Source organism: Enterococcus sp. 12F9_DIV0723 (assembly GCF_002174375.1).
In the GTDB taxonomy this organism is placed as follows: Bacteria; Bacillota; Bacilli; order Lactobacillales; family Enterococcaceae; genus Enterococcus_A; species Enterococcus_A gilvus.
This window is the reverse complement of sequence record NZ_NIBK01000001.1, coordinates 1,483,524-1,505,958: the sequence shown is the minus strand read 5'-3', so window position 1 is coordinate 1,505,958 and position 22,435 is coordinate 1,483,524. Positions and strand designations below refer to the sequence as shown.

21 protein-coding genes and 1 pseudogene are annotated in these 22,435 nt (G+C 37.7%); 2 read left to right on the top strand and 20 right to left on the bottom strand.

Translation table 11 applies throughout. From position 1 onward, the window contains the following. Window positions 1–351: pseudogene (locus A5868_RS07150) on the top strand (DNA adenine methylase); the annotation flags it as partial. A gap of 91 nt (window positions 352–442) precedes the next feature. After that, the gene (locus A5868_RS07145) at window positions 443–1,594 is read left to right on the top strand and encodes a site-specific integrase (RefSeq protein WP_086304076.1); all 1,152 of its coding nucleotides are present in this window, start codon (window positions 443–445) and stop codon (window positions 1,592–1,594) included. Between the two features lie 240 nt (window positions 1,595–1,834). Here the strand turns inward: A5868_RS07145 and A5868_RS07140 are convergent, their stop codons facing one another. The 20 genes from A5868_RS07140 to A5868_RS07045 form a co-directional block, all read right to left on the bottom strand. After that, window positions 1,835–2,983 (bottom strand): site-specific integrase, encoded by a 1,149-nt coding sequence (locus tag A5868_RS07140; protein ID WP_087654122.1) that lies wholly within the window; start codon window positions 2,981–2,983, stop codon window positions 1,835–1,837. Between the two features lie 5 nt (window positions 2,984–2,988). Further along, the gene (locus A5868_RS07135) at window positions 2,989–3,174 is read right to left on the bottom strand and encodes a DUF3173 domain-containing protein (RefSeq protein ID WP_087654121.1); all 186 of its coding nucleotides are present in this window, start codon (window positions 3,172–3,174) and stop codon (window positions 2,989–2,991) included. 575 nt (window positions 3,175–3,749) lie between these two features. Next, window positions 3,750–4,046: a hypothetical protein gene (locus A5868_RS07130; RefSeq protein ID WP_086304080.1), complete on the bottom strand. Its 297-nt coding sequence runs from the start codon at window positions 4,044–4,046 to the stop codon at window positions 3,750–3,752. Beyond that, the gene (locus A5868_RS07125; protein WP_086304082.1) at window positions 4,030–4,764 is read right to left on the bottom strand and encodes a helix-turn-helix domain-containing protein; all 735 of its coding nucleotides are present in this window, start codon (window positions 4,762–4,764) and stop codon (window positions 4,030–4,032) included. The genes A5868_RS07130 and A5868_RS07125 overlap by 17 nt, the downstream gene beginning before the upstream one ends. Window positions 4,765–5,018: 254 nt before the next feature. Beyond that, window positions 5,019–6,023 (bottom strand): sugar kinase, encoded by a 1,005-nt coding sequence (locus tag A5868_RS07120; protein WP_086304084.1) that lies wholly within the window; start codon window positions 6,021–6,023, stop codon window positions 5,019–5,021. Continuing rightward, complete coding sequence (locus A5868_RS07115; RefSeq protein WP_086304086.1) at window positions 6,016–6,675, bottom strand: bifunctional 4-hydroxy-2-oxoglutarate aldolase/2-dehydro-3-deoxy-phosphogluconate aldolase; 660 nt, start codon at window positions 6,673–6,675, stop codon at window positions 6,016–6,018. The genes A5868_RS07120 and A5868_RS07115 overlap by 8 nt, the downstream gene beginning before the upstream one ends. Window positions 6,676–6,679: 4 nt before the next feature. After that, the gene (locus A5868_RS07110; RefSeq protein WP_086304088.1) at window positions 6,680–8,293 is read right to left on the bottom strand and encodes a glycoside hydrolase family 43 protein; all 1,614 of its coding nucleotides are present in this window, start codon (window positions 8,291–8,293) and stop codon (window positions 6,680–6,682) included. After that, on the bottom strand, window positions 8,283–9,233 hold the full coding sequence (locus A5868_RS07105; protein ID WP_086304090.1) for a glycoside hydrolase family 43 protein: 951 nt from the start codon (window positions 9,231–9,233) through the stop codon (window positions 8,283–8,285). Before A5868_RS07105 ends, A5868_RS07110 begins: the two co-directional genes overlap by 11 nt. Beyond that, window positions 9,223–10,017: a hypothetical protein gene (locus A5868_RS07100; protein WP_086304091.1), complete on the bottom strand. Its 795-nt coding sequence runs from the start codon at window positions 10,015–10,017 to the stop codon at window positions 9,223–9,225. Before A5868_RS07100 ends, A5868_RS07105 begins: the two co-directional genes overlap by 11 nt. Before the next feature lie 81 nt (window positions 10,018–10,098). Further along, the gene (locus tag A5868_RS07095; protein ID WP_086304093.1) at window positions 10,099–11,229 is read right to left on the bottom strand and encodes a glycoside hydrolase family 88 protein; all 1,131 of its coding nucleotides are present in this window, start codon (window positions 11,227–11,229) and stop codon (window positions 10,099–10,101) included. Then, window positions 11,229–13,046: a DUF2264 domain-containing protein gene (locus A5868_RS07090; RefSeq protein WP_086304095.1), complete on the bottom strand. Its 1,818-nt coding sequence runs from the start codon at window positions 13,044–13,046 to the stop codon at window positions 11,229–11,231. Before A5868_RS07090 ends, A5868_RS07095 begins: the two co-directional genes overlap by 1 nt. After that, entirely contained in the window at window positions 13,027–13,512 is a 486-nt protein-coding gene (locus A5868_RS07085) for a PTS sugar transporter subunit IIA (RefSeq protein ID WP_254908302.1), read from the bottom strand. Before A5868_RS07085 ends, A5868_RS07090 begins: the two co-directional genes overlap by 20 nt. Before the next feature lie 154 nt (window positions 13,513–13,666). Then, window positions 13,667–14,509: a PTS system mannose/fructose/sorbose family transporter subunit IID gene (locus A5868_RS07080; protein WP_086304099.1), complete on the bottom strand. Its 843-nt coding sequence runs from the start codon at window positions 14,507–14,509 to the stop codon at window positions 13,667–13,669. Next, window positions 14,502–15,362 carry a PTS mannose/fructose/sorbose/N-acetylgalactosamine transporter subunit IIC gene (locus A5868_RS07075; protein ID WP_086304101.1) on the bottom strand — a complete coding sequence of 287 codons (861 nt, stop codon included), beginning with the start codon at window positions 15,360–15,362 and terminating at the stop codon, window positions 14,502–14,504. The genes A5868_RS07080 and A5868_RS07075 overlap by 8 nt, the downstream gene beginning before the upstream one ends. Window positions 15,363–15,365: 3 nt before the next feature. After that, complete coding sequence (locus A5868_RS07070; protein WP_086304103.1) at window positions 15,366–15,857, bottom strand: PTS system mannose/fructose/N-acetylgalactosamine-transporter subunit IIB; 492 nt, start codon at window positions 15,855–15,857, stop codon at window positions 15,366–15,368. Between the two features lie 78 nt (window positions 15,858–15,935). Continuing rightward, window positions 15,936–16,745, bottom strand: a complete 810-nt coding sequence (locus A5868_RS07065) for a Cof-type HAD-IIB family hydrolase (RefSeq protein ID WP_086304105.1) — start codon at window positions 16,743–16,745, stop codon at window positions 15,936–15,938. Between the two features lie 117 nt (window positions 16,746–16,862). After that, on the bottom strand, window positions 16,863–19,616 hold the full coding sequence (locus A5868_RS07060; protein WP_086304106.1) for a sigma 54-interacting transcriptional regulator: 2,754 nt from the start codon (window positions 19,614–19,616) through the stop codon (window positions 16,863–16,865). Between the two features lie 133 nt (window positions 19,617–19,749). Further along, window positions 19,750–20,553, bottom strand: a complete 804-nt coding sequence (locus tag A5868_RS07055; RefSeq protein ID WP_217808901.1) for a gluconate 5-dehydrogenase — start codon at window positions 20,551–20,553, stop codon at window positions 19,750–19,752. 30 nt (window positions 20,554–20,583) lie between these two features. Continuing rightward, window positions 20,584–21,426 (bottom strand): 5-dehydro-4-deoxy-D-glucuronate isomerase, encoded by an 843-nt coding sequence (gene kduI, locus A5868_RS07050; protein ID WP_086304108.1) that lies wholly within the window; start codon window positions 21,424–21,426, stop codon window positions 20,584–20,586. A 307-nt stretch (window positions 21,427–21,733) separates the two neighbouring features. Further along, the coding region (locus A5868_RS07045; protein WP_087654120.1) for a helix-turn-helix domain-containing protein at window positions 21,734–22,435 on the bottom strand (702 nt) is incomplete at its 5' end.

The following is a 22,435-nucleotide window of genomic DNA, read 5'->3' as shown; positions in this document are numbered from 1 at the left end:
GCCTCAAATCTTGTTGAAGTACTCAAAAATGAATATCCAAAAGATCGTCTTTTTACTTTCTTCGATCCCCCATACTATGTTCAAGGACAGTCTTTGTACCTATCTTTTTATAAAAAGGATCAACATCAACTTATTAGAGATAAAATATTAAGCATGGATGATCATTACTGGATATTAACTTATGACAAGGCTCCGCAAATTTCTGAACTGTATTCTAATGCCGATAAAGGATTTCAATACACTCTGAACTATTCAGCAAATAGAAAACGTTTGGCTAATGAGTACATTTTTGCTAGCTCTGTGACAAACTTACTGTCAACTGATAAAGTTGAACTTCAGCCAATAACTTAAGAGATTAGCCTTCGGGCTTTTCTTTTAGCACCAAAAAGAACATATGTTTGTTTACATCAATACCAATCTGAATACAAAAGGAGCGTTTGTTATGAATGGGCATGTAAGAAAAATCGGCAACAAATGGCACTATACCATTGAAATGGCAAAAGTTAACGGTAAACGCCAACGTATACAAAAAGGCGGATGGAATACAAAAACAGAAGCGCAGGAGCATCTAAGAGAAGCACTGAACGAATATAAGCGTGGCGGAAAAGTAGATTTAACCGACATTAGTGTTTCTGATTATTTCGATTACTGGTTTGAAAATTATGTCGAAAAAAAACTAAAGTATAATACTCAAAAGAATTATAAAAATGTGATCGAGAAATATGTTAAACCAGATATCGGAAAATATTTACTTCAAACAATTGGACCCGCAAAGTTGCAGGAACTTGTAAACAAACTGCCTAATGGATTCAATAAACAACTTTCGAAACATTCAGTTGAAATTATTTTCACTGTACTAAAAGGGGCTTTCCGAAGAGCGGTCTTCCCTTACCAATTAATCAATAATAATCCAATGGACTATGTCGAAATGCCAGCATTCGAATCAAAGCCAAAACAATCTCGTGATGATATGAAAATAATTACAATGGACCAATATATGAAAATCTTGGATGATACCCCTGTTTCAGATTCTTTCCATATCCCGTTAGTTGTTGCTTTTCACACTGGATTACGCCGTGGAGAAGTTTGCGGTTTAACTTGGGAAGATATCTCCTTCGAAGATCAAACCCTGACGGTTTCAAAGATCATGCTACAAGATCAAAATGGCATACAAATAGGTACCCCGAAAACTCAATCAAGTTATCGAACTATTAGTATTGATGAGATGTTGATTGAAGAACTAAAAAGCCAAAAAAAGAGACAATTAGAAAATAGGATGAGATATGGTAAATTTTACTATGAAACTTCATTTGTATGTACAAAGGAAAACGGCGAGCCTGTAACACCAAATTCAATAAAATGGTCTGCAAGTAAAATAAAAAAGAATCTAGATATCAACTTTAACTTTCATTCTTTGAGACACACTCATGCAACTATGCTTTTAGAGGATGGAGTCAAACCCAAGATCGTACAAGAGCGCCTTGGACATTCTCGGATTTCTACCACAATGGATAAGTACGTTCATGTTACTAAGAAAATGCGAACTGAAGCTGTTGATATTTTCGCCGAACGCCTTCGCCGTTCAATGAACTAATATCGCTCGTTTTCACTAAAAATGTTCGCCCAAGAAAAACTTCGGGCGAACATTGGGCGAATATTTTTGAAATTCACAAGCATTTGTTATTATATTTCCAGATAAACCCTTATTTCTTCTTAGGTTCATCCTCATCCATTTTCGATACCGCCAACCATAGTCTAAATCCCGGTATATCAACATCGAAAATCTTAAAATTGGTTCGTGACAACCAATTGACAGCATAAAAATGAGAAAAAATTAAATATCAAACTTCGTAAATTCATCCGCGAGTGTTTGATTTGTTTCTGGATATAAATGGCCATATTTATCTAAAGTAGTTTTGATCGAAGAATGACCTAATCGTTTGGATATCGCATAAATATTTTTATTGTGCTCAACTAAAAAAGCAACATGCGAGTGTCTTAATCCATGCATGTGAATTGGTTTTACTCCAGCAAGCTCTGACAATTTTTTGATACGATTAAGGATTGTACGCGGTGAAGGCGGCAGGCCATCAAACGAGAAAACAAAATCAATGTTCTCACCAATCGTTGCCTGTATTTCTTTCCACTCTTTCAGATCCTTAACAGTTTGTATATCTAAAGTAATTGTACGAATGCTTGACTTGTTTTTGGTATCAGTAAATTCATAGTCTTCTCTTGTACGAATATAAATGGATTTATTGATGCTGCATGTACCTTTTTCCAAATCAAAATCAGACCATTGTAAAGCCAACAATTCTTCACTTCTGACACCCGTTACAAAAACAAAACGGATTAATCGCTTATAAAATGATTCTTGGAAATCATTCTGGTAAGAGCAATTATAAAACTTCTTAAATTCATCGACGGTCCAAAAACCGATCTGAGAACGTTCCGTTTTAATTTTTCCTATTGTATCAACTGGGTTTTCCTTGATGACTTCCAGAACAACTGCTCGCTTAAAAACAACTCTCAATTTATTGAACATTTGTTTGACATAATTATTCGATAAAGGACGAACAGAACCATCTTTCCCTTTCACATTACAATTTTCAACAAGATATTGCTGAAATTCTTGAATATGAATCGGGCGAATATTTTCCATTTGCATCATTCCAAAATAATCGAGTGCACGTTGCAAAATATTATTGGTCTTAACATAGGTCTTTTCAACGGTTCCGAGTTTATACCATGGAAAAAAGTATTTCTCGTAGAAGTCATCAAATCTGATTCCTTTCAAATACACTCCTTGCGAGTCTGAAAATGTCTTCTTCAATTCTTCCAGAGCTTCCTTCGCTTCACGTTGTGTTCTAAATCCTCTTCTTGTTGGTTGAATCCTCTTTCCAAAACGATCATACCCTAAGGTAACACTAAAATACCAAGTCCCTCTTTTTTTGTCTTTATATATATTTGAAACTCTCTTCATCAGTATTAATCCTCCCAAGAAATGTTCAAAACTTCTTCTATAATACCTATGGGAATTCTTTTAATTTTTGTGTTTCGATAAAAAGAATAACCTCTTTTGACTAGAAGATTTTTACATTCCTTGAAGATTTTGTCAGCATAATACTGTGAAAAGCCTAACTCAACTAAATCTTTACGAGTAGCTGTTTTCATTATAACGCCTTCTTTACAAATAGTCTTCATTTCAAAATGAATTATTCATAATTTTTATATGTATTATCTGACTTGAGGTATTGGGAGTTCTTTCAAATAGTAAACAGTAGGTTATCAACAAAACATAGATGTCAGATTTCTTCTTTGCTAATAAGAAAAACATAGGATTTTCACCTCTCCGCTTTTTATGCCGAGCTTCACAGAAGTATCATTATACTTTCAAAAGTCATTGCATCATTTTAGCTTATGTTTGATATCAATTAGTTTTCTCGCTCTTTCGCTTGTCATGGCGCTAATTATATCTTGGCTCATTTTGAAAGTTTTCGTACCTGACAAATACTATTTAATTTTCAAAGGTCAATGTTTCTATTTTTATCGAAGTAAATTCACTTACTTCTGGAAACACCTTAACCAGTTAAGATGCTTCAAAAAATGAGTGAAGTTACTTCAGGCGGTATTGCCAATAACCACGATAGGCTCTTTCCACATTTATTTTGGAATCCTTATTAATTTTTTGCATGATATTGCTTGAAAAATTTGACCGAGTTAATGTATATCCTCTTTTGATCAACGCTTCATACAGTTGTTTGGTTGGTAGCGGTTGACCACTTTCCTTTAGCAGCGAAGCAATAGTTAATGCTAACGATTGAATACCCTTTGTATTTTTTTTGCTTTGATAGAAAATACTTTTGACTTTCAACATCTATACCGTAAACCGATTTAGTCTCGCTAAAATTGGTGGTCACCTCATTAAGTTCTCTTTCCGAAAAAATATCTATTAAAGTGCTACACGTTTCTAACAGTGTTTGAATCTCTCTTAAAACTAATTGTATTTGTTGGTACATACTATCGTTTTCAACTTTTCCCACCATTCCCACCATTCCCACCTCGCAATTCTTTTCTTTTTTCCATCAATGTAATGCCTTCATTTCTTCTATACATTGTTGAAAAGCTTTTACTACTTTTGAACCCCATCATCTTACTTATTTCATGAATTGTTAACGAAGTCTCAGCTAATAATCTTTCTGTTTCCCAACATTGTATCTTCCTAAATAATCGCATTACGGTCATTCCGGTATGTGCATAACACAATCGATTTACACTAGATTCACTTAGATGTATCGCTTTACAAAAATCAGATACACTTAAAGGCTTTGTAACATTTTCTTCCATAAATTTTAATAGTGTTATAAAAGAATTATCACCAAGCAGCCTATCTGAATTTAACTTTATTATTCGATCAACGAGAGAAAAAACCACTTTGTCTACTGAGTAACCGAGTTTCCCATGGATATAATAGGTAAAAAGTAAATGAGTAAGCTGCTTCAACTCATTCGTTACTTTTAAAGGAATCGATTGTTCATTTTGTTTCCAGAAATAGAAGGTTAAATTTAGGAGTATTTCAAGCACGTTACTATCTTTGTCTAGCTTTGTTAATTCTCTCGCATCATTTTTCTGCAATAGAAAGGAAAGAGAGTCGTTCTTACTGTTTAAAAAATGTCGATGCAAAATAATGAGGGAGAAGCCAGTGTGAGAGAGCGTACGATTCTCCAAATCCTTTTGACTATAAAAGTTTATCGACTGAATCATTATCGATCTCTTCACCTCTTTCCTTTCTTAATTTAGTTTTACCATCACCTCAAACGAATAAGTAGATTTCTTGGTGGCATTGACAGAATGAAAAACCTTTTTGATTGTTCTAAAAACTATTTCTTTAATTTTTTTAAAGTCACATTTCATTTTTGGAAGAAAAAAACAGGCGGTGCACAGAAATGCACCGCCTATCGCCTAATTTTTATTCACTTTTGATTACACAAATAAAATCCAACAACGAAAATCTATTCTTACCTTCTTATTTCCTTAACTCCCGTTTTCATAATTTCCTCAATCTCCTCTTTGGAAAATTGATTGTGATCTCCATGAACAGTATGTTTCATTGCGGAAGCCACAGTTGCAAATTCTACTATCGCTTCTGGTTTTTTATTGGTCAAGATACCATGAAGTATTCCTCCTGCATAAGCATCTCCACCACCAACTCGATCTACAATGTATGGAATATCATACTCTTGTGAATAGTAAAGTTTCCCACGGAGGAAAAGATTCCCTTTCAGCTTATTATGATTGGCATTGATAATTTCCCTAGTTGTTGAATAAATTACTTTGATCTCTGGATATAACTTAACTATCTCAGAATAAAAGTACTGTAGCTCTTCCTCTGTGGTCAATTTATTTTCGATATTGAAAAAATTCAACGCATCTAAATGCCCTGCTGACAAGTAATCAACGTAATTCGCTGCTTCACGGACAAAATTACCACAATCCTCTAATGTCCATAACTTTCCACGGTAATTTATATCTAAGCTTACAGCAATGCCTCGCGCTTTTGCTTCTCTCATTAACATGAGCGCGTTTAATCGCCATTCTGAGGATAGTGCAGGTGTAATTCCTGAAATATGGAAAACAGAAACATTCTCAAAAAGTCTATCTAGATTCCACTCAAGATCTTCTATCATAGCAAAACTTGAATACTTACGGTCATAGACAACATTTGAAGCCCGTAATCCTATCCCAACCTCCAAATAGTATGATCCTAACCGTTCGCCCCCTATCAACAAATGTGAAACTTCAACTCCATACTTTAATAGATGACTTTTCACTGCTGTTCCTAGAACATTATCTGGAACTTTGCTTGCAAATGACACATTATGGCCATAATTAGCTAACGAAATCGCGACATTTGCTTCGCCCCCACCATAGTTGGCTTCGAACTGAGAGCTTTCAGATAATCGCATGTTCTCAGTTGTGGAAAAACGCAACATGACCTCCCCAAGTGTTAAAATTTTACTCATCATCCTTCATATCCAATCTGACTGATTCAAGTTCAGCCATATATTCTTTGGCCATCTTAGTCACTCCAACGTAATCCCCACTGTCTGCAGGTTTCATCAAATTCCCACCCACACCGACTGTAATCACGCCTGCTTTGAACCAGTCCTGCATATTTTCCTTAGAAACTCCGCCCGTTGGCATGATATTCACATGAGGAAGCGGGGCTTTAAACGCAGATACAATACTTGGGCCATAAGCTGATCCTGGAAATAATTTTACAATATCAACTCCCGCTTTCATCGCTGTCGTAATCTCAGTAACAGTCATACACCCGGGAAGATAAGGGATTTGGTATAAATTACATATTTCTGCCGTTTTTTGATCAAAGGTTGGGCTAACGATAAACTCAGCACCTGCCATAATCGCTAAACGCGCCGTCACCGCATCTAAAACGGTTCCTGCTCCAATTACGACTTCTGGATCGTTATTCTCATTTATTAATTTGGCAATGACATTGTCTGCTTGTGGAAGTGTAAATGTTACCTCTAATCCTTTCACGCCACCGGCCAATAAAGCGTCACAAGTTTTTCTTCCTTGTTCGGCAGACTTGCCCCGTACAACTGCGATCACTCCAGCATTTTCTAATTTATTTAGAATTTTGATTTTTTTCATTTCTTTATCTGCTCCTTTTATCCTTCGTGTTTTCTGTGTAATGAAAATAGTCGAAATCGGCAAATGAGCTATGATCATCCATATCTTGAGCACATAATGCAATCATGGCACCAGTAAAAGCTAGCTTGCCATTAGCTTTTATATAATCATCGCTCAAATGATCTGCCGCTGTCAATGCTCCAATTGTCTGCAAATCCTCAGCGCCTATTCCATAAAAGAATTGCGCCTTATCTCTATCGACTTCAACCGCTAATTTAATTGGTTTTCCCTGTTCGATCACGATTCGTTCCGAAGCATAATGCATTTTATTGATATCGTTAACTTCTAATTGTATATATTTTTCTTTAGTACTTTCATCATAAGAAACGTGTAAGTACTGCCAATTGTCTGTATCGTACATCAGCATCATTCCGGCAATTTGTTGAAAACTTTTGGCTTCGAAGGCCATCAATGTTTCCGCTCGGAAGGAAAAGTGTTGCCAACGTCGTGCAATCAACGTTTGTTTATGCACACTGCTAGGACTTTGTTCACCATATAAACGAAGCCAACCGGGGCGTTCAGTCAAAGTGATTTTAGGGTGATTCTTCAACGGCTGCCGCAGACTCTTGAAATAATTCGGTAAGACTGTTTCGTCAAAATCGGTATAACTCGAAAAATCTGTGCGCTGTATAGTATTTTGGGCAATACTAGGTGCCTCCACCTCCAGATCTGGAAACATCGTTCCGTTAGCTAATCTCGGCCAGCCATCAATCCATTCAATTTTTTGTAGAGCTGTTTCTCTACCTAATGTACAGTTGCACCGTTCAGTCAAAGGTCGTGAACAAATATGCACAACATACCATTCATCAGGAGTGACTTCAATAAATGACGCATGACCGCTTTTTTGAAGCGGATTGGTTGGATCAGGTTTGGTAGTCATAAATGGATGGTAGGGTGATAATTCATACGGCCCCAACACATTTTTAGAGCGGCAGACTGTTGCCGCGTGTGAATAGCCCGTTCCCCCTGCCGCACACAATAGATAATACCAACCATCTTTTTTCAACATCTGCGGTCCTTCACAAACACCTAAATCAGTTCCGTAGAAAAAATGTTCTCGCTCACCAATTAGTTTTAATTGGGTTCCATCGTATTCTTGGATCACGAGTCCATCAAAACGAGGTTTTTCTAAACGATGATCAAACAGCATACTCATGATATAATGCTTGCCGTCATCATCATGAAAGAAGGCCGGATCAAAGCCGCTAGCAGTCACGAAAATCGGTTCGCTCCAATTTCCTGTCACCTCATCAGCAAACATCACATAGTTCAATGTATCTTTAAATTCTGTTCCAGTCTTAACATCGGTAATCAGTAACCAAAATTTTCCATCGGCGTAACTGATATGGGGAGCCCAGATACTGCCAGAATTATAATTACCAATCAGGTTTACCTCAGAAAAATCTTGCAAAGGACTGGCTACCCATTCCCAATTCACTAAGTCAGTCGAATGATAGATTTCAACACCAGGCATCCACTCAAAAGTTGAGGTCGCTAAATAGTAGTCCTTCCCCACCCGAGTTACTGTCGCATCAGGATGAAATCCTCTTAACACAGGATTAATGATTTTAGTAGTCATGCTCTATTTCCTCCATTTTCTTTCCAAAAGGGTTCTCTGTCCAAGCTACGCGTAGATCCCGCTGCTTTTTGCCAACAATTTCAATTGGTAAAATACTATATCCAGAGTTTCTTAATTCATTGGGCTGCCAATGATCTAACATCAAAAAAAATTTTCCTTCATGCTGAAAGACGAAGTTTATTTGAGCAAAAAAAGTCTGGCGATAATTTTGGCCTTCACAAGGATTGTCAATCAATTTATGAGGCGAGAATAGATGGGCAGAACGAGAATAAAGGGCGGCATTAGGGTCCCAGCCAGTCGTACCTGAGCTAAACATAAAATAATAGCCGTTCTGCTTAAACATTGCTGGTGCTTCCCGTTCTTGATCCTCTAGTATCTTTGTATACAGACCGGTACAATCCAAATAATCTTCCGTTAATTGTGCGATATACATGGTTTTGTTGAAATCAGAGCTGTGGATCAAAAAGACATCCTCGCCATCTTCAAACAACGTCATATCGCGTGCATCCTTTCGATTGGGTTGCATGATTTTTTCTAATTTAAAGGGACCAATCGGTGTATCTGAGGTTGCAATCCCACAGGCTGCATATAAATAGTCATCATGATCATAATGGAACCACATGACAAATTTTTTAGTTTTCTTATTAAAGACAACTTTTGGCCGTTCAACAATCTTATCTCGGTATAAAGGATCATTTGGATCGGTGGAGGCTTCAATTACTAATCCTTGATAAGTCCAGTTCTGTAAATCCTGCGACGAATAGCAGGAAATCCCAATAAAATCAACCTTTCGCCCGCCAATGGAGGAAACTACATTTTCAGCCTCCTTATTTTCACCATACCAATAAAACGTGTCCTGATACGATAAAATCATTCCACCATGAGCTTGGATCCGTTCACCTTCCGTGGTATACCACATTTGCCCATTCTTATTCTGCATCAATGCCATACACCTCGAATTCAGTTAACGCTGGGAATAAGGCTTCATCTTCATGCTTCATCAAGTTCTTCAAGGTGACTGTCGTGGTTCTTTTTTCTGAAAAAGTAAAAAACTGACGATCCAGCGCATCTGTTGGATTGAAAATAATTTCTGCCCCATCAGAAAAAACTAGCGTGACCTGTGTCCAATAACTATCATGAGGATAATCTCCGCGTAAAACAAAAGCGACTTTATCTGTATGAACTTCGCGACCAAAGTCAATTGTGATCTCAGCATCGGCTTGTTGGTTGATTCCCCAAGATTGATAAGGGAATGAACCGTGACTTTCATTAGCAATCATGCCGTCAATTGCATTACGGGCAAAGAAAGTAGAATCATTTCGGGTCTCAACATTGGCATGAGCATGTGGAAAGGCCCCTGAGTCTTGTTTTTGGTCATGAGCATTCAACGCCAAATTGCGATAATTTTTCACTTCATAGTCTACAGGTAACCAAGCTCGGATATAGTGGCGCTCACCGCTAAATAATTTGGGAGAATAGGCACGACGCAATTCATCATCCGTCACAATCGGAAACTCCCAGCGCTTTTCTTTCAAATAGATCAAACTTGGGGATAAGGCCTCATCGACTTGGACCCAAACATACAACGGTGCTTCTTTTACTTCCAACACAATTTTTTCCCCAAGTGAATACTCTCGCGTTTTATAAGCTAAATAGGTTTCACTAGCATGCTGCCGACTTTCAACTAGTTGGCTTTCTGCATCGTATAAACTTAACTTCAACATACAGACTCCTCCATCATTTCCATTTTATTTAGATGTTTTGGGAAAAGGCTTGAGGAAATTCCCCAAGCCTTTCCATCATAATTACCAAATCAAGAAATCCTTGTCCAAAATGCGCAGAATCGCTTCCACAAAATAATAATCAGCATAGATGATTGGTACCTCTGTCCATGGCTCTTCGTGGTAAGAGCCAGTGGAATAGTCAATTAAACCATCCTTTGCATCATTCCAAATAGCATATTTTTCTTCTGTCGCTTTTAAAATATTGATGGCAGCATCAATATATAATTGTTTTTCATACTCTCCGACATGCTTGGCGATTTCCAAAAACCCACAAGCCGCACACATTCCCGCAGAAGTATCGATCATGACTGGTTCTTGTGGTGCTCTAAAATCGACTACCGGTATCCAATCGGTTTTGGACACTTCTGAGATAAAGTAATGGGCTACCTTTTTAGCTGTTTCAAGATACTCTTGCTTTTCAGTATGGACATAGCTCAAAGCAAAACCATAAATTGCCCAAGCTTGTCCACGCGTCCAAGCAGAACCTGAAGCATAACCTTGACCGCCAGGGGTCTCCACGAGTTCACCGGTGTAGGGATCAAACACGCCAATATGGTTCACCGAACCGTCTGGCCGAACAATATTGTTCATCACTTTATCAGCATGGTCTTCCGCAACAAAGCCAAAGCGAGGATCGCCAATGGTTTCTTGCGCCCAGTAAAGTAAAGGAATATTCAACATGGAATCCACGATAACCCAACCAGAGCGATCTCGGTTCCAAGAACGAATGAACTGTCCGCGAGGATTGTACCGACCTGAAAGTAAATGTGCTGCATGCAGCCCCCGTGCTTTAGAGCGTTCATTACCGGTCAATCGATAGTTTGCCACTGCAGTATGCAGCCACATGAAACCGACATCATGGTGCAAACCAGTGTAAATGTCAAAAGCCTCATCTAATCGCTCTTCATTTGCTTCTGCTGTTCTTTTATAAATGTCCTTTTCAGTCGCATGGTACATCTGCCACATCATTCCCGACCAAAAACCATTACACCACCAAACGGGATCTTTTTCTGCCCAATCTTCATACAGGCCTGTTTCTTCATTCGGTATATAGGGGATCTTATCGCCCAATCGTTCTGCTTCAATCGTCAATTTGTGATCAATTTTGTTGAATATTCCTTCTGCCCATTGCTTCAATTCTTCACTAAACATTAAAATCGCTCCTTTTTAATTTTGAATTCTTCTAGGTACTCTTTCTGTCTAACAACAAAATAATCTTCTCTTTCGCTAAATTCATAGTTTTTGTTAACAGTTGGCACCAACGAGTCATCCCCATTCACATAAGCACCAAATACACTTCGTCCTTTCGGGATCATTGTTTTTAGTACCGGTATGGCATTCTTTTCCGCTGAATAGATATTGCTATTTGGTCCTTGGCAAACGACATCAGCAATGCGATTTGATCCAAGGTCTTCTATCAGTGAATAAGCCTGATCAGTCGTAAGAAGACAAGTGTCTTCGGTGATTTTTGGGGTTTGATATTTCGGATTCCAATGATGAATTGGGAATCCACCTTCTGCCGTCAACAATTCTTCTTTTGCTTGAATTTCATGAATTCTAAGATGACCACCTATTTTTAGTGGCACTAGATAACTGATAATCGCCACCCGATCTAACACTTGCCAACGGCTAACGCCATAGGTCTGGTATATTCTATGATCGAGAATTCGTCCGCGAGATTGCCATTGATCTGTTCCAGGGATACTAAATGCAAGCGTTGAATCGATTGCAAATTGCTCTAAGCCTTGGTTATCCCTAGTCAGGTTGAAACCAAAAAGAGTTGAATATGCAAATTTACTATACTTTTCTCGATGATGATACAGCTGGGAATTACTAGAAAACTGACGAGAACTTAAAGCTACAGTCTGATACCCAGAGCTTTGCAGCTGAAAGCCGGCATGTTTTTGTGTAACAATCGACTTTTTACAATCAGCCCTAGTTTCCGACACTTGCCAAAAAGTGTCGGAAGCTGGCAGCTCTAAGAGAACGAATGCTTTAAATGCCCACATGGGTGAGGCTGGTGCATTGTAGTCCTCGGATAAAAGCAAATTATTATACGCATAGCCAATCGATAAATTATTTTCGTTTGGCAAAGTAATCGGCTGTTGTTTCCAAAAACGCAAATGATTTAAAATTACGAATTTGATTGCTGGCAAGGTTAATTTAGTATCCTGCCATACACCCGTGACGACCAGAGCCGACCAAAAACTGATATGGGCGAAACGATATGTTAAGCTACGTCCAAACGGAAGTGACCGTCCCTTGTCGTCAAACCAGTAAAAGAAAGCTTCTGCAAAAATAATTGCTCGCTGACGATAGTTCTTTCCGTACTTATCCTCTGGATTCATACGGTAATACAGCAAACCGTAATAATGAAAAGCAAAAGAAACATAATAGTCTCGCTGCTGATTTTCTCCATCGGAATACCAGCCATCTCCTAAATAGAAAGCTTCAATCCCTGTTAAAGCAAAATCTAGTCGTCCTTGTGAATAAGGTAATCCAGCTTTCTTCAGCCCACTATTCACTAATACTAGAAAAAAGTACCAATTTCCTGCTGGAAACGTAATTTCATTCAGTTGATTCAACCAATCAATAAAATAGGTTCGATCTTTTCGGGGAAAAAGTTCAAGAAAAGATTCCCCGAAGGTTCCAATTGCATAACCAATTACTCCTAATTCCACAGCGATCTGACGATTTTTTGTCGTTATTGATGGTAACTTTCTTTCGGCAATCAACCGTAATAAACGAGCAAAACAAGGAGCGTCACTCAATTGTCCTAAGGAATCCTTATGTAAAGCAATCAGACCCCACAAAGGACGCAGTAATGATTCCAATTCACGAATGTCAGCAGTATACGAACTGCCTGTTTGATCAAGATATGCTTGATCCTTTGGAAGCATTTCAGAAAACCAGTCAGTCAATTCTGCTTTATTTTCTAACCCTGACGCTTTAGAAAAAATCCTCTCCATTATCACCACTCACTGGTTCGATACACAGTGTTTTCATCCCTTCTCGTACTTCGACAATGATTGCATCAATTGCTTCTTGATCCGTTGTCTGAGTTACGATAATTTCCATGGCTAGCGGTAAATTCGTTCCTGTTACTAATACAACATTGGGACGTGTAGTTAAGGCTAAAGCCGAATTGCAAACAGATCCCCCGGCAATATCACCAAGAATTACTACATCCATCTCATCAGTGATTTCTTTTTCAATTTTTTCAATGATTTCATCTGGATGACCACCTGGCATTAATCCAAACGCCTTCAGATTGTCCTGCTTTCCTATAATCATTTCTACTGCTTTTTTCAATCCAGTTGCAAATTCGTTATGGGAAATTAGATAGTATGCTTTTTTCATTCGTACCCCTCTACTTTCAAGATATTTCATCTTATTATTAGCAAGATTCGTGCCAAAATGTGTCGGATAGCTCATTGCCTCCAAAACTAGTAAAATCCATCATATCTTCTAATCACCATAGTAGAATTTCGACACCAAACAGCGAATTGTCTTTTGTGTCGAAAAAAGAACACAGATCAAAATGGCTGATCTGTGTTCTTTCGTATTTCTAATAGCTATATAAATAGTTCTATCCGGCAATACCAAGAACAGTCATAATAACTGCGGCAACAAACATAACAACTAATGCTGTAACTGGTTTATTATATTTCCGCAAATATGCAAAACAAATCATTGTGATCCCTAATGGTAACAAGCCTGGCATAATCGAATCAAAAACACTTTGCAAATTGAATGTCGTTCCTGATAATTGTGCTTCAAAAGTAGTTTTAAAGGTAACAAATTGAGCTGTCATGGCACCTGTCATAATTAACCCTAAAACAGCTGCTCCTTTAGTAATTGCAGAAAAAGTTCCAGATTTTAAAGCATCTGATATGAATTGTCCTCCTGCTTTGTAGCCGACAACTGTCGTATACCAACGTATTAACATATTTGGAATGTTGATTAGTAACGCGAAAAGGACTGGTCCTAATACATTTCCTTTTTCGCTAAAACCAAGAGCGACCCCAGTTGCAATTACTCTCAATACAGAAAGATAGATCGCATCACCTATACCAGCTAAAGGTCCCATCAAAGCTGTCTTTAAAGCAGGAATCGCTGTAGCATCAAATTCTTCTCCTTTATCTGTCAGTTCCTTATTATCTTCTTCCATCGAGACAGTCAAAGCCCCAATAAATCCATTCATGGCTGGAGTTGTATTGAAAAAGTCTAGATGGCGTCCCATCGCAGTGTAAAATTCAGGCGTATCTTTGCCGTAAATTTTTTGAAGAAAAGGAGCCATTAACCAACCGTAAGATATCCCTTGCTGTTTTGTATAGCTGGTACAGAACATGAACATCTGGTTACGCCAAAACATTTTTGAAACAACTTTGCGCTCATCCTTGTCTAGTTTTAACATCGCATTCTTAGTCATTAAAGAAGTCCTCCTCATCTGAATCTCCACCAGTAACACTGCTATTAGTAACCTTGTTTGCTTGTTTGCTGCTCTTTAATTCAGCCATCACTACTATCGCAGCAATGATAAATCCAACAAAAGCAATTTGGACTAGACTTAAAATATTCGTTTGTTGAGTATTTACTACCCCTTTAGCTACGTCTGTTGCTTTTTGATAGAAGAAAAATGCCCCTAAAGCAAAACCTAAGAAATAATAAGGAGCTAAAGATTTTTGCCATAACATTTTTAACAATAAAGCTAAACCAATAGCTGGTAACATGGTTGAGGCAACTGTCATTGAGCTTTGAATCCAAGTTGGCAACCAATCAACGAACGCTTTAACTGCATCCGCTCCTACTAAAATGACGATAAAACCAAGTAAAAAATACGTAATCAAGAAACCCCAAAATTGGAAATTCCATAAACGAGCAAATTTCTTATAGTTGTGTTCTTTGATGTGTTTTTCAAACCGCGGAACCAAAGAGGTAATAACCATTTTCATGAAAGTATAAAGTAATGTTCCCAACATAGAGATTGGTACTGCTAAAGTAATTGCTACAGTCAGATCAGAGCCGGTGATCATCGCAAAAGCTGCGCCAAAAATGGCGCCTAGAGTAATATCAGACGGCATCACGCCTCCAAGTGAAACGTTTCCTAAGAAAATAAGTTCTAATTGAGCGCCCATAATGATTCCTTCGACCGGGTGCCCTAAAAACATACCTAAAATAGCAACAATAAAAATTGGACGTGCCAATTGACTAGTAGGACCAAACCAATCCATAAACTTTGCTAAAGCAACAACAAACCCTACAATTAATGCTTCTGTTAACATTTTTTATCCCCCGATCAATTGTTCTAAAGACTGTGGAGCATCATCTGGCAATGGCTGATGTTTAAACGCATAGCCCATTTCATTGATTCTTTTAATAACTTCCTTGTCTTCTGGTGATAAATAAACTGTTTCCGAAATTTTTTCTTTATCGGATAAAGAGCCGCCAATCCGACCATAATTTGCCATATTCAAGAATAAATCTTTTTGATCTAGCAATGGTAATAGTTCCTCAACATATTTTGGATCATTTGTAACTATTAAAATTTTCATGTTGTCTGAGCGCGGGTCATTAATAATATGCGCTGCTTTTTCAACACCTAAGACCGCTACCTTCACTCCTGCAGGCGCTGCCATTTTTAGAGCACTAATTTGTATCTCATTTTTAGCAATCTTATCACTAACAACGATGATCCGATTAATACCCAGTTCTTTCGTCCATTTCACAGCAACTTGACCATGAACCAAACGATCGTCAATTCTGAACATTGAAATCATTTTATGATTCCTCCTTTAATTTATTTTCACTTTTATACAAGCAACAAACGTGCCAACTTCTGTCGAAACAACTAATTTTTAAAAATATTCATTTAAAACTTCTGCGACACCCGCTTCATTATTGGTACCTGTGATTTTATTTGCGACCTCTTTCACATGCTTGTTTGCGTTCCCCATCGCTATTCCGAGACCAGCTATTTGCAGCATTTCAATGTCATTCTCTTGATCCCCGAAAGCAAGGGTCTTTTCTAGTGGGATCTTCAGACATTGGCAAAGATAAGAAAGTGCCTCCCCTTTATTGATTCCTTCAGGAACAAGTTCAATATAATACGTATCCGAAAAAATCGTATACAGCCCCACCTGCGATAATGCCTGACGCAAAGTATATAGATTTTCGACATTTTCATCAGTAAAAGCAATTTTCAAGTATTCTGTCGAAGGATCTTCTATTTTTTGATCCATTTCTTTTTTAGTGATCACTCGTAAATCTGGTCGGTCTTTTAAAAATTCCTGAACTACCTCGGGGGCTTGTTTAAACATGACCCGATCACTGCCTGTTTCATTACTGGCAATAAAGGTGATTTCCAATGCTTCAGCAATTTTTAATGCCTTTTTTACGATTTCTCTCCCAATTAATTTGCGTCGAATCGCAGTCATTTGACCTGTTTCTGATATTTTAGTGATATACGTGCCATTTAACGCTAAAATATGAGCCGATACACCTAGCTCTTGCACGATTTCGCTAGCTGAGATGACTGAACGACCGGTTGCAATAACAATTTCCACCCCATTTTGGTTCAAACGTCGGAGCGCCTTGCTATTTGCTTCAGGTACTTGATGGTGACTATTTAACAATGTTCCATCTAAATCGATTGCTACTAATTCCATAAATTACCCTCCTTATTTTATAGTAAGCAAATTATATGCCAAATTGTGTCAATCACGTGTAACACGCTAGAGTCAATAAAAGGAACCTGGAATATCCCATCCAGATTCCTATTTTCCTTAAATATCGTAAATAATGTCGTACAAGTAATTTAACTCAAATTCGCTGATCCGAATCGCATAAGCGTTTTCCACGACTTCCAATGACTCGGCGATAATACGCAATGACTGGCGGCGATCAGCATCCGACTCTCCTTTATACTCAGTCACTTCATGATTACGGATCATTCGTTCAACTAGACTGGCAATATGCACATAGAGAATTGATTTTTTACTATTCGCTAACTCAATTTTCAAACGGCGTTCCATTTCATCAATTGCTTCATCGATATAGGCGATTACACGCTTTACGTCTAAGATTGTAATGGCTGAAAGCAACCGCTCAATTGAGAGGTTACGAACCAAATTATTATTGATTGTTTTGCGAATCTCATCATTTTCAATGTTTCTGAACAGTTTATTGATATTCTCATGACCTTGACCGGTGATCAGATCTTCTAAAGAAACAAAACCGATTCCCTCGATCTCTGGATCAGCAGTTCCAACAATACCTTGCACCTCATATTGTTTAAATAAGGAATTCTCACTTCCATACTTTTTCAAATAATGATAATCAACTGCTTCGACACTAAAGCCTAATTCTGGTGGTAAGCTGCTATCCATAAATTCTTTCAATTGTTGAGCTGCACCAAGCCCAGTATGGCAAACTGTGATAATCAACGGTGTTTTCTTTAACTGAGGATAAATCACGCGATAATCCGTAATCATATTATCCTGTAGCCGTTCCCCAATGATTTCCAAATCGGTTCCCTTTTTGATCATTTCAGCCACAAACAAAGCTTGTTGTGTCGTAACATTATTAATCATCAGCATCGGTCCAGTCAGTTCATCAGCTAAAGTGTCTGTTAGAACCATCAACGAACCCATATCTGCTAATAAAACTAAGCCTTTGCTGCAATCATTTGAACGGATATAATAATGCATAAACTCCTCAACCTTATCCAAATTTACATTGAAAGGCATGTCAAAAGAATCAAAAAGATGTTCTTCCATAAAGCGATTCACAACATCCGCAATGCTGCTGGCCGTCGAAAATCCATGGGCAAGGATGACGCTACGAATCTCCGGTTTCCGGACTTCTAAATCTAAGCCCTTCAAGTAAAAAGCTAATAAAATCTTTTCTGATTCATTGATTACTACATCCAGCTTCGATTCTACCAACTCTAATAAAGCATTGAGAATTTTCTTTTCGGTCATTAGATTGATACCGATAAATTCTTGGATATTTGCTAACATACTAGGCTGAAAATTGATCAGCTCCGCTGCAAAAGCACTTCGTTTATATAAATAGCTGGTCAATGCAATAATAGAATTCCCTGATATATTAACAAAGAAATTCGATTCTAAAAAATTTACTAATTCTTTGATCGTGTTGCGCAGCAATTTTAAGGTATGACCCTCTTCTGCTGTATCATAGACCATTGTTTCAACGACTGTACTGGCTTCTCTTGATAACTGTTTTACGACATACTCGCTATTAACAACATTTTCTTGGTATTGCTGAAAGATTCCTTCAAAGACTTTAAAGATTCCCCGAATCATTACGCTATCTTCATTTTCAGTCCGCATATAGTTTTCTACTTGGCTATCCGGTCTAATTAATACATCTTGCGTTTCCTTATTATCAATTTCTTTCAGGATTAAAAATTTGGATAACAAATTATTTTCCAATGCACTTGAATTAATTTCCAGATGTGACTTTGAAGATTGCTTGCTATAGGCATTCGCGCAGATAATTTTGATTAGATTCTTCAACTCCCCGACATTATCCCGGTAAGTCAGAGCCATCAGGCGATTCATGATCCATGGTGTAATCAAAATATCCTTACTTAAATTTTGACTTTCGCGAATGAAGAAAGTGTAGATATATTCAGAAATTTCTTGGCTTGTTCGCTGCTGTAAAGCGGGAACACTAACGGTTACCGGTACTCGCCTAGTAAAGGTTCGTAGGAAACTTGTAGAGAGGTCTTCCGTTGTAGCAAAAATTAACCGTACTTGTGATTCGCGTGTTTTATTGTTCTCACCAATTCTCGAAAAATGTTTTGTGTCCATAAAAGTAAAAAGCTTTTCTTGGCTTTCTGGCGAAAGACGATGACATTCATCTAAGAAAAGAATACCGCCGTTACTGGCTTCCAACAACCCTATATGATCTTCGTTCGCACCAGTAAAGGCTCCTTTTTTATAGCCAAACAGAATGCTGCTCAACAGTTCTTGATTATGGTAGTACTGAGCACAATTCAACTCCATAAAAGGCGCATTTTCAGCGATCAGTTCCTGCTGAACACAATATTCATAAGCTTTAGCAGCCAGCATACTTTTGCCTACACCAGTCTCACCGTGAAACATCATCGGTAACCCTGTACCAGGATAATAAACCGATGCTTTGATTTGATCGATCGCCATTCTTAAACTGGATTGCGCTCCGATCAAATCTCGAAAAACATTGTCATCGTTCACATCAATCGATCCATCCTTACCTTCTTTTTTTAATTGTTCAAGATTTCCATAGACTTGCTGAGCAGGCATGAAAAATTTTTCAGCAAAAATGGCTTTATCATAGAATACTGCCGGTCGCGTTTTTACTTTAATTGCCTGATCAGCTTTTACCAATTCATTGAGATATTGACTGGTTGTGTTACGTCGAATCGCTACCGCCTCTGACAATGCGTCCGTTGTTAAATCTTCTGATAGTTGCAGTTCTGTTAATAAACTTGTATTTTGTCTTAACTTGTCCTGTACTTTTTCTTTCGACAAAAAAGCACCTCCTAAATAATTTCGACACTCGACAGAATGTTGCCGAAATTAATTTTTTTCGACACTATTCTATCATGCATCCGACATATAGAAAAGGTGCTATTAACTATTCTTTTATTCGTCTGTTTCCTGATTAAGGTTGCTTGCCGATGTATGCTAAAATTCCACCATCCACATATAAAATATGACCATTAACGAAATCAGAAGCTTTTGATGCTAGGAAGACTGCAGGACCTTGTAGATCAGAAGATTCACCCCAACGTGCTGCCGGTGTTTTCGCAATAATAAATTCATCAAATGGATGACGTGAACCATCTGCTTGTTTCTCACGTAGCGGTGCTGTTTGCGGTGTGGCGATATACCCTGGTCCAATTCCGTTACATTGAATATTTGCTTCACCAAACTCTGAGCAAATATTTTTTGTCAACATTTTTAGTCCGCCTTTTGCTGCCGCATAACCAACAACTGTTTCACGTCCTAATTCAGACATCATCGAACAAATATTAATGATTTTTCCTTGACCTTTTTCAATCATACCTGGTAAAACAGCCTTTGCGACAATAAAGGGACCGTTTAAATCAATATCTATTACTCTTCTAAAATCGGCTGCAGAAGTTTCTAACATAGGAATACGCTGTATGATTCCAGCATTGTTTACCAATATATCAATTACTCCAACTTCTTCTTTAACTTTTGCTACGAAAGCTTGAATCTCTTCTTCATTCGTAACATCCGCGACATACCCGTGAGCGGTGATACCGGCTTCTTTGTATGCTGCAAGTCCTTTGTCGACTAACTCCTGATTGATATCGTTAAAAACAATCGTCGCTCCTGCATCGCCTAATGCTGATGCAATTGAGAAACCAATTCCATAACTTGCACCTGTAACTAGTGCGATTTTCCCGTCTAATCTAAATGATTCCATGTTAAAACTCATGATAACTTCCACCTTTCAAGGATAATTTTTTTATTTTAGTTCATCCATTGACACCATGTCCATGTCTGTATAAGTTATATTCTCGCCGCACATCGCCCAGATAAAGGAATAATTACTCGTTCCGACACCCGAATGAATCGACCAACTTGGAGAGATAACTGCTTGACCTTCATCCACTACTAAGTGTTTGGTTTCATCGGGTTTGCCCATCATATGAAAAACGCGCGTGTCTTCATTATTGTAATCAAAGTAGACATAGGCTTCCATTCGTCGTTCATGAGTATGACAAGGCATCGTATTCCAAGAAGAACCTGGTTCTAAGATAGTGTAGCCCATTTGCAATTGACAACTTTGACAAACATTTGGATGGATATATTGATAGATTTTTCGTTCGTTTAAGGTTAGGCCTTCACCGGTTTCCATCGGGATCACTTGATCGATCGAAATTTTTACATTAGGATACTTATGGTGTGCAGGTACCGAACTAACATAAAATTTCGCTGGATCAGCCGCATCTTGAGAAGAAAAAACAACATGTTTGGTCTCTTTTCCAATATAATAACCATCTTGTTTTTTCATTTCTTCTTTTTCACCATCAATCTCGATAAACCCTGGGCCACCGATATTGATTACGCCTAATTCGCGTCGTTCTAAGAAATAATCAACACCCAATTCTTTAGCTAGAACGATCTCCAACGTTGTATCCGTGGGTGTCACCCCGCCGAAGATCATGCGGTCGTTATGGGTATACGTCAAACTGATCTCTCCAGGAACAAAAACCTTTTCAACTAAAAATTCTTCACGTAATTGTTCGGTTGAATAATGGCGAATATCCGCCGGACTGTGAGTATAGCGCGTTTCCATGTTTTGCATATCAACAATCTCCTTCAAAAAAATTCGTACTACACAATTAATAAAGCAAATTCCGTGCCAAATTGTGTCGAGTTAATAATTAGTCAAGTAGTATAGCCTTTTTTAATGACTATTATTATTTTATGTTTGTTTTTAGCCATTAAAAAAAGAAGTGTCTAGTCTTAACCGACACTTCCTTTTTGCACCTCATTCTTCTCTTATACACATCTAGATGTGTATAAGAGACAGCATATTCTATTAGTGAATTATATGTTCCCATAAATTTTTGGATCTCTCTAAAACGGATTGAATTTATTGATACAAATAATCATCTTCTTTTCCTACTATTTCTTCCTCCCAACTCTTTTCTTTTTTCCATCAGGGAAACACCTTCATTCCTTCGATACATTGTTGAAAAACTCTTACTACTTTTAAATCCCATTCTCTTGCTTATTTCTTGAATTGTTAACGATGTTTCTATTAATAATCTATCTGTTTCCCAACACTGTATTTTCCTGAAAAGCCTTATAGCCGTCATTCCAGTATGCTCGTGGCTTAATCGATTTACGCTAGATTCACTTAAATGAGTCGCTTGACAAAAATCAAACACTCTTAGAGGTTGAGTGATATTCTCCTCCATAAATTTTAATAATATCATGAAAGAATGATCACCATTCAAGCTATCTAAATTAAGTCTTATTATCCTTTCAACCAAGGAAAATATAACCTTATCAACTGAATAATTGCTCTTTTCATTAATGTAATAGGTAAAAAGTAATTGCGTAAGTTGCCTCAATTCAGTTGTCACTTTCAGCGGAACCGATTGATTGCTTTGGTTCAAGGTAAAAGCAGTCAAATTCAGAAAAATTTCAAGTGTTTCACTTCCTTTATTTATTAATGTCAATCTCCTCGTGTCATTTTTCTGTAATAGAAATAAAAGAGAAGCGCTTTTTTTACTTATAAATCCCTTTTGTAAAATAATGAGAGAAAAACCCGAGTGAGAAAACGTACATTCTTCTAAATCTTTTTG

Excerpts from the sequence above, each read along its gene's own strand:
- A5868_RS07145 (WP_086304076.1), top strand. The coding sequence starts at position 443 with ATGAATGGGCATGTAAGAAAAATCGGCAACAAATGGCACTATACCATT.
- A5868_RS07140 (WP_087654122.1), bottom strand. The coding sequence starts at position 2,983 with ATGAAGAGAGTTTCAAATATATATAAAGACAAAAAAAGAGGGACTTGG.
- A5868_RS07135 (WP_087654121.1), bottom strand. The coding sequence starts at position 3,174 with ATGAAAACAGCTACTCGTAAAGATTTAGTTGAGTTAGGCTTTTCACAG.
- A5868_RS07130 (WP_086304080.1), bottom strand. The coding sequence starts at position 4,046 with ATGGTGGGAAAAGTTGAAAACGATAGTATGTACCAACAAATACAATTA.
- A5868_RS07125 (WP_086304082.1), bottom strand. The coding sequence starts at position 4,764 with ATGATTCAGTCGATAAACTTTTATAGTCAAAAGGATTTGGAGAATCGT.
- A5868_RS07120 (WP_086304084.1), bottom strand. The coding sequence starts at position 6,023 with ATGAGTAAAATTTTAACACTTGGGGAGGTCATGTTGCGTTTTTCCACA.
- A5868_RS07115 (WP_086304086.1), bottom strand. The coding sequence starts at position 6,675 with ATGAAAAAAATCAAAATTCTAAATAAATTAGAAAATGCTGGAGTGATC.
- A5868_RS07110 (WP_086304088.1), bottom strand. The coding sequence starts at position 8,293 with ATGACTACTAAAATCATTAATCCTGTGTTAAGAGGATTTCATCCTGAT.
- A5868_RS07105 (WP_086304090.1), bottom strand. The coding sequence starts at position 9,233 with ATGCAGAATAAGAATGGGCAAATGTGGTATACCACGGAAGGTGAACGG.
- A5868_RS07100 (WP_086304091.1), bottom strand. The coding sequence starts at position 10,017 with ATGTTGAAGTTAAGTTTATACGATGCAGAAAGCCAACTAGTTGAAAGT.
- A5868_RS07095 (WP_086304093.1), bottom strand. The coding sequence starts at position 11,229 with ATGTTTAGTGAAGAATTGAAGCAATGGGCAGAAGGAATATTCAACAAA.
- A5868_RS07090 (WP_086304095.1), bottom strand. The coding sequence starts at position 13,046 with ATGGAGAGGATTTTTTCTAAAGCGTCAGGGTTAGAAAATAAAGCAGAA.
- A5868_RS07085 (WP_254908302.1), bottom strand. The coding sequence starts at position 13,512 with ATGAGCTATCCGACACATTTTGGCACGAATCTTGCTAATAATAAGATG.
- A5868_RS07080 (WP_086304099.1), bottom strand. The coding sequence starts at position 14,509 with ATGACTAAGAATGCGATGTTAAAACTAGACAAGGATGAGCGCAAAGTT.
- A5868_RS07075 (WP_086304101.1), bottom strand. The coding sequence starts at position 15,362 with ATGTTAACAGAAGCATTAATTGTAGGGTTTGTTGTTGCTTTAGCAAAG.
- A5868_RS07070 (WP_086304103.1), bottom strand. The coding sequence starts at position 15,857 with ATGATTTCAATGTTCAGAATTGACGATCGTTTGGTTCATGGTCAAGTT.
- A5868_RS07065 (WP_086304105.1), bottom strand. The coding sequence starts at position 16,745 with ATGGAATTAGTAGCAATCGATTTAGATGGAACATTGTTAAATAGTCAC.
- A5868_RS07055 (WP_217808901.1), bottom strand. The coding sequence starts at position 20,553 with ATGAGTTTTAACATGGAATCATTTAGATTAGACGGGAAAATCGCACTA.
- kduI (WP_086304108.1), bottom strand. The coding sequence starts at position 21,426 with ATGCAAAACATGGAAACGCGCTATACTCACAGTCCGGCGGATATTCGC.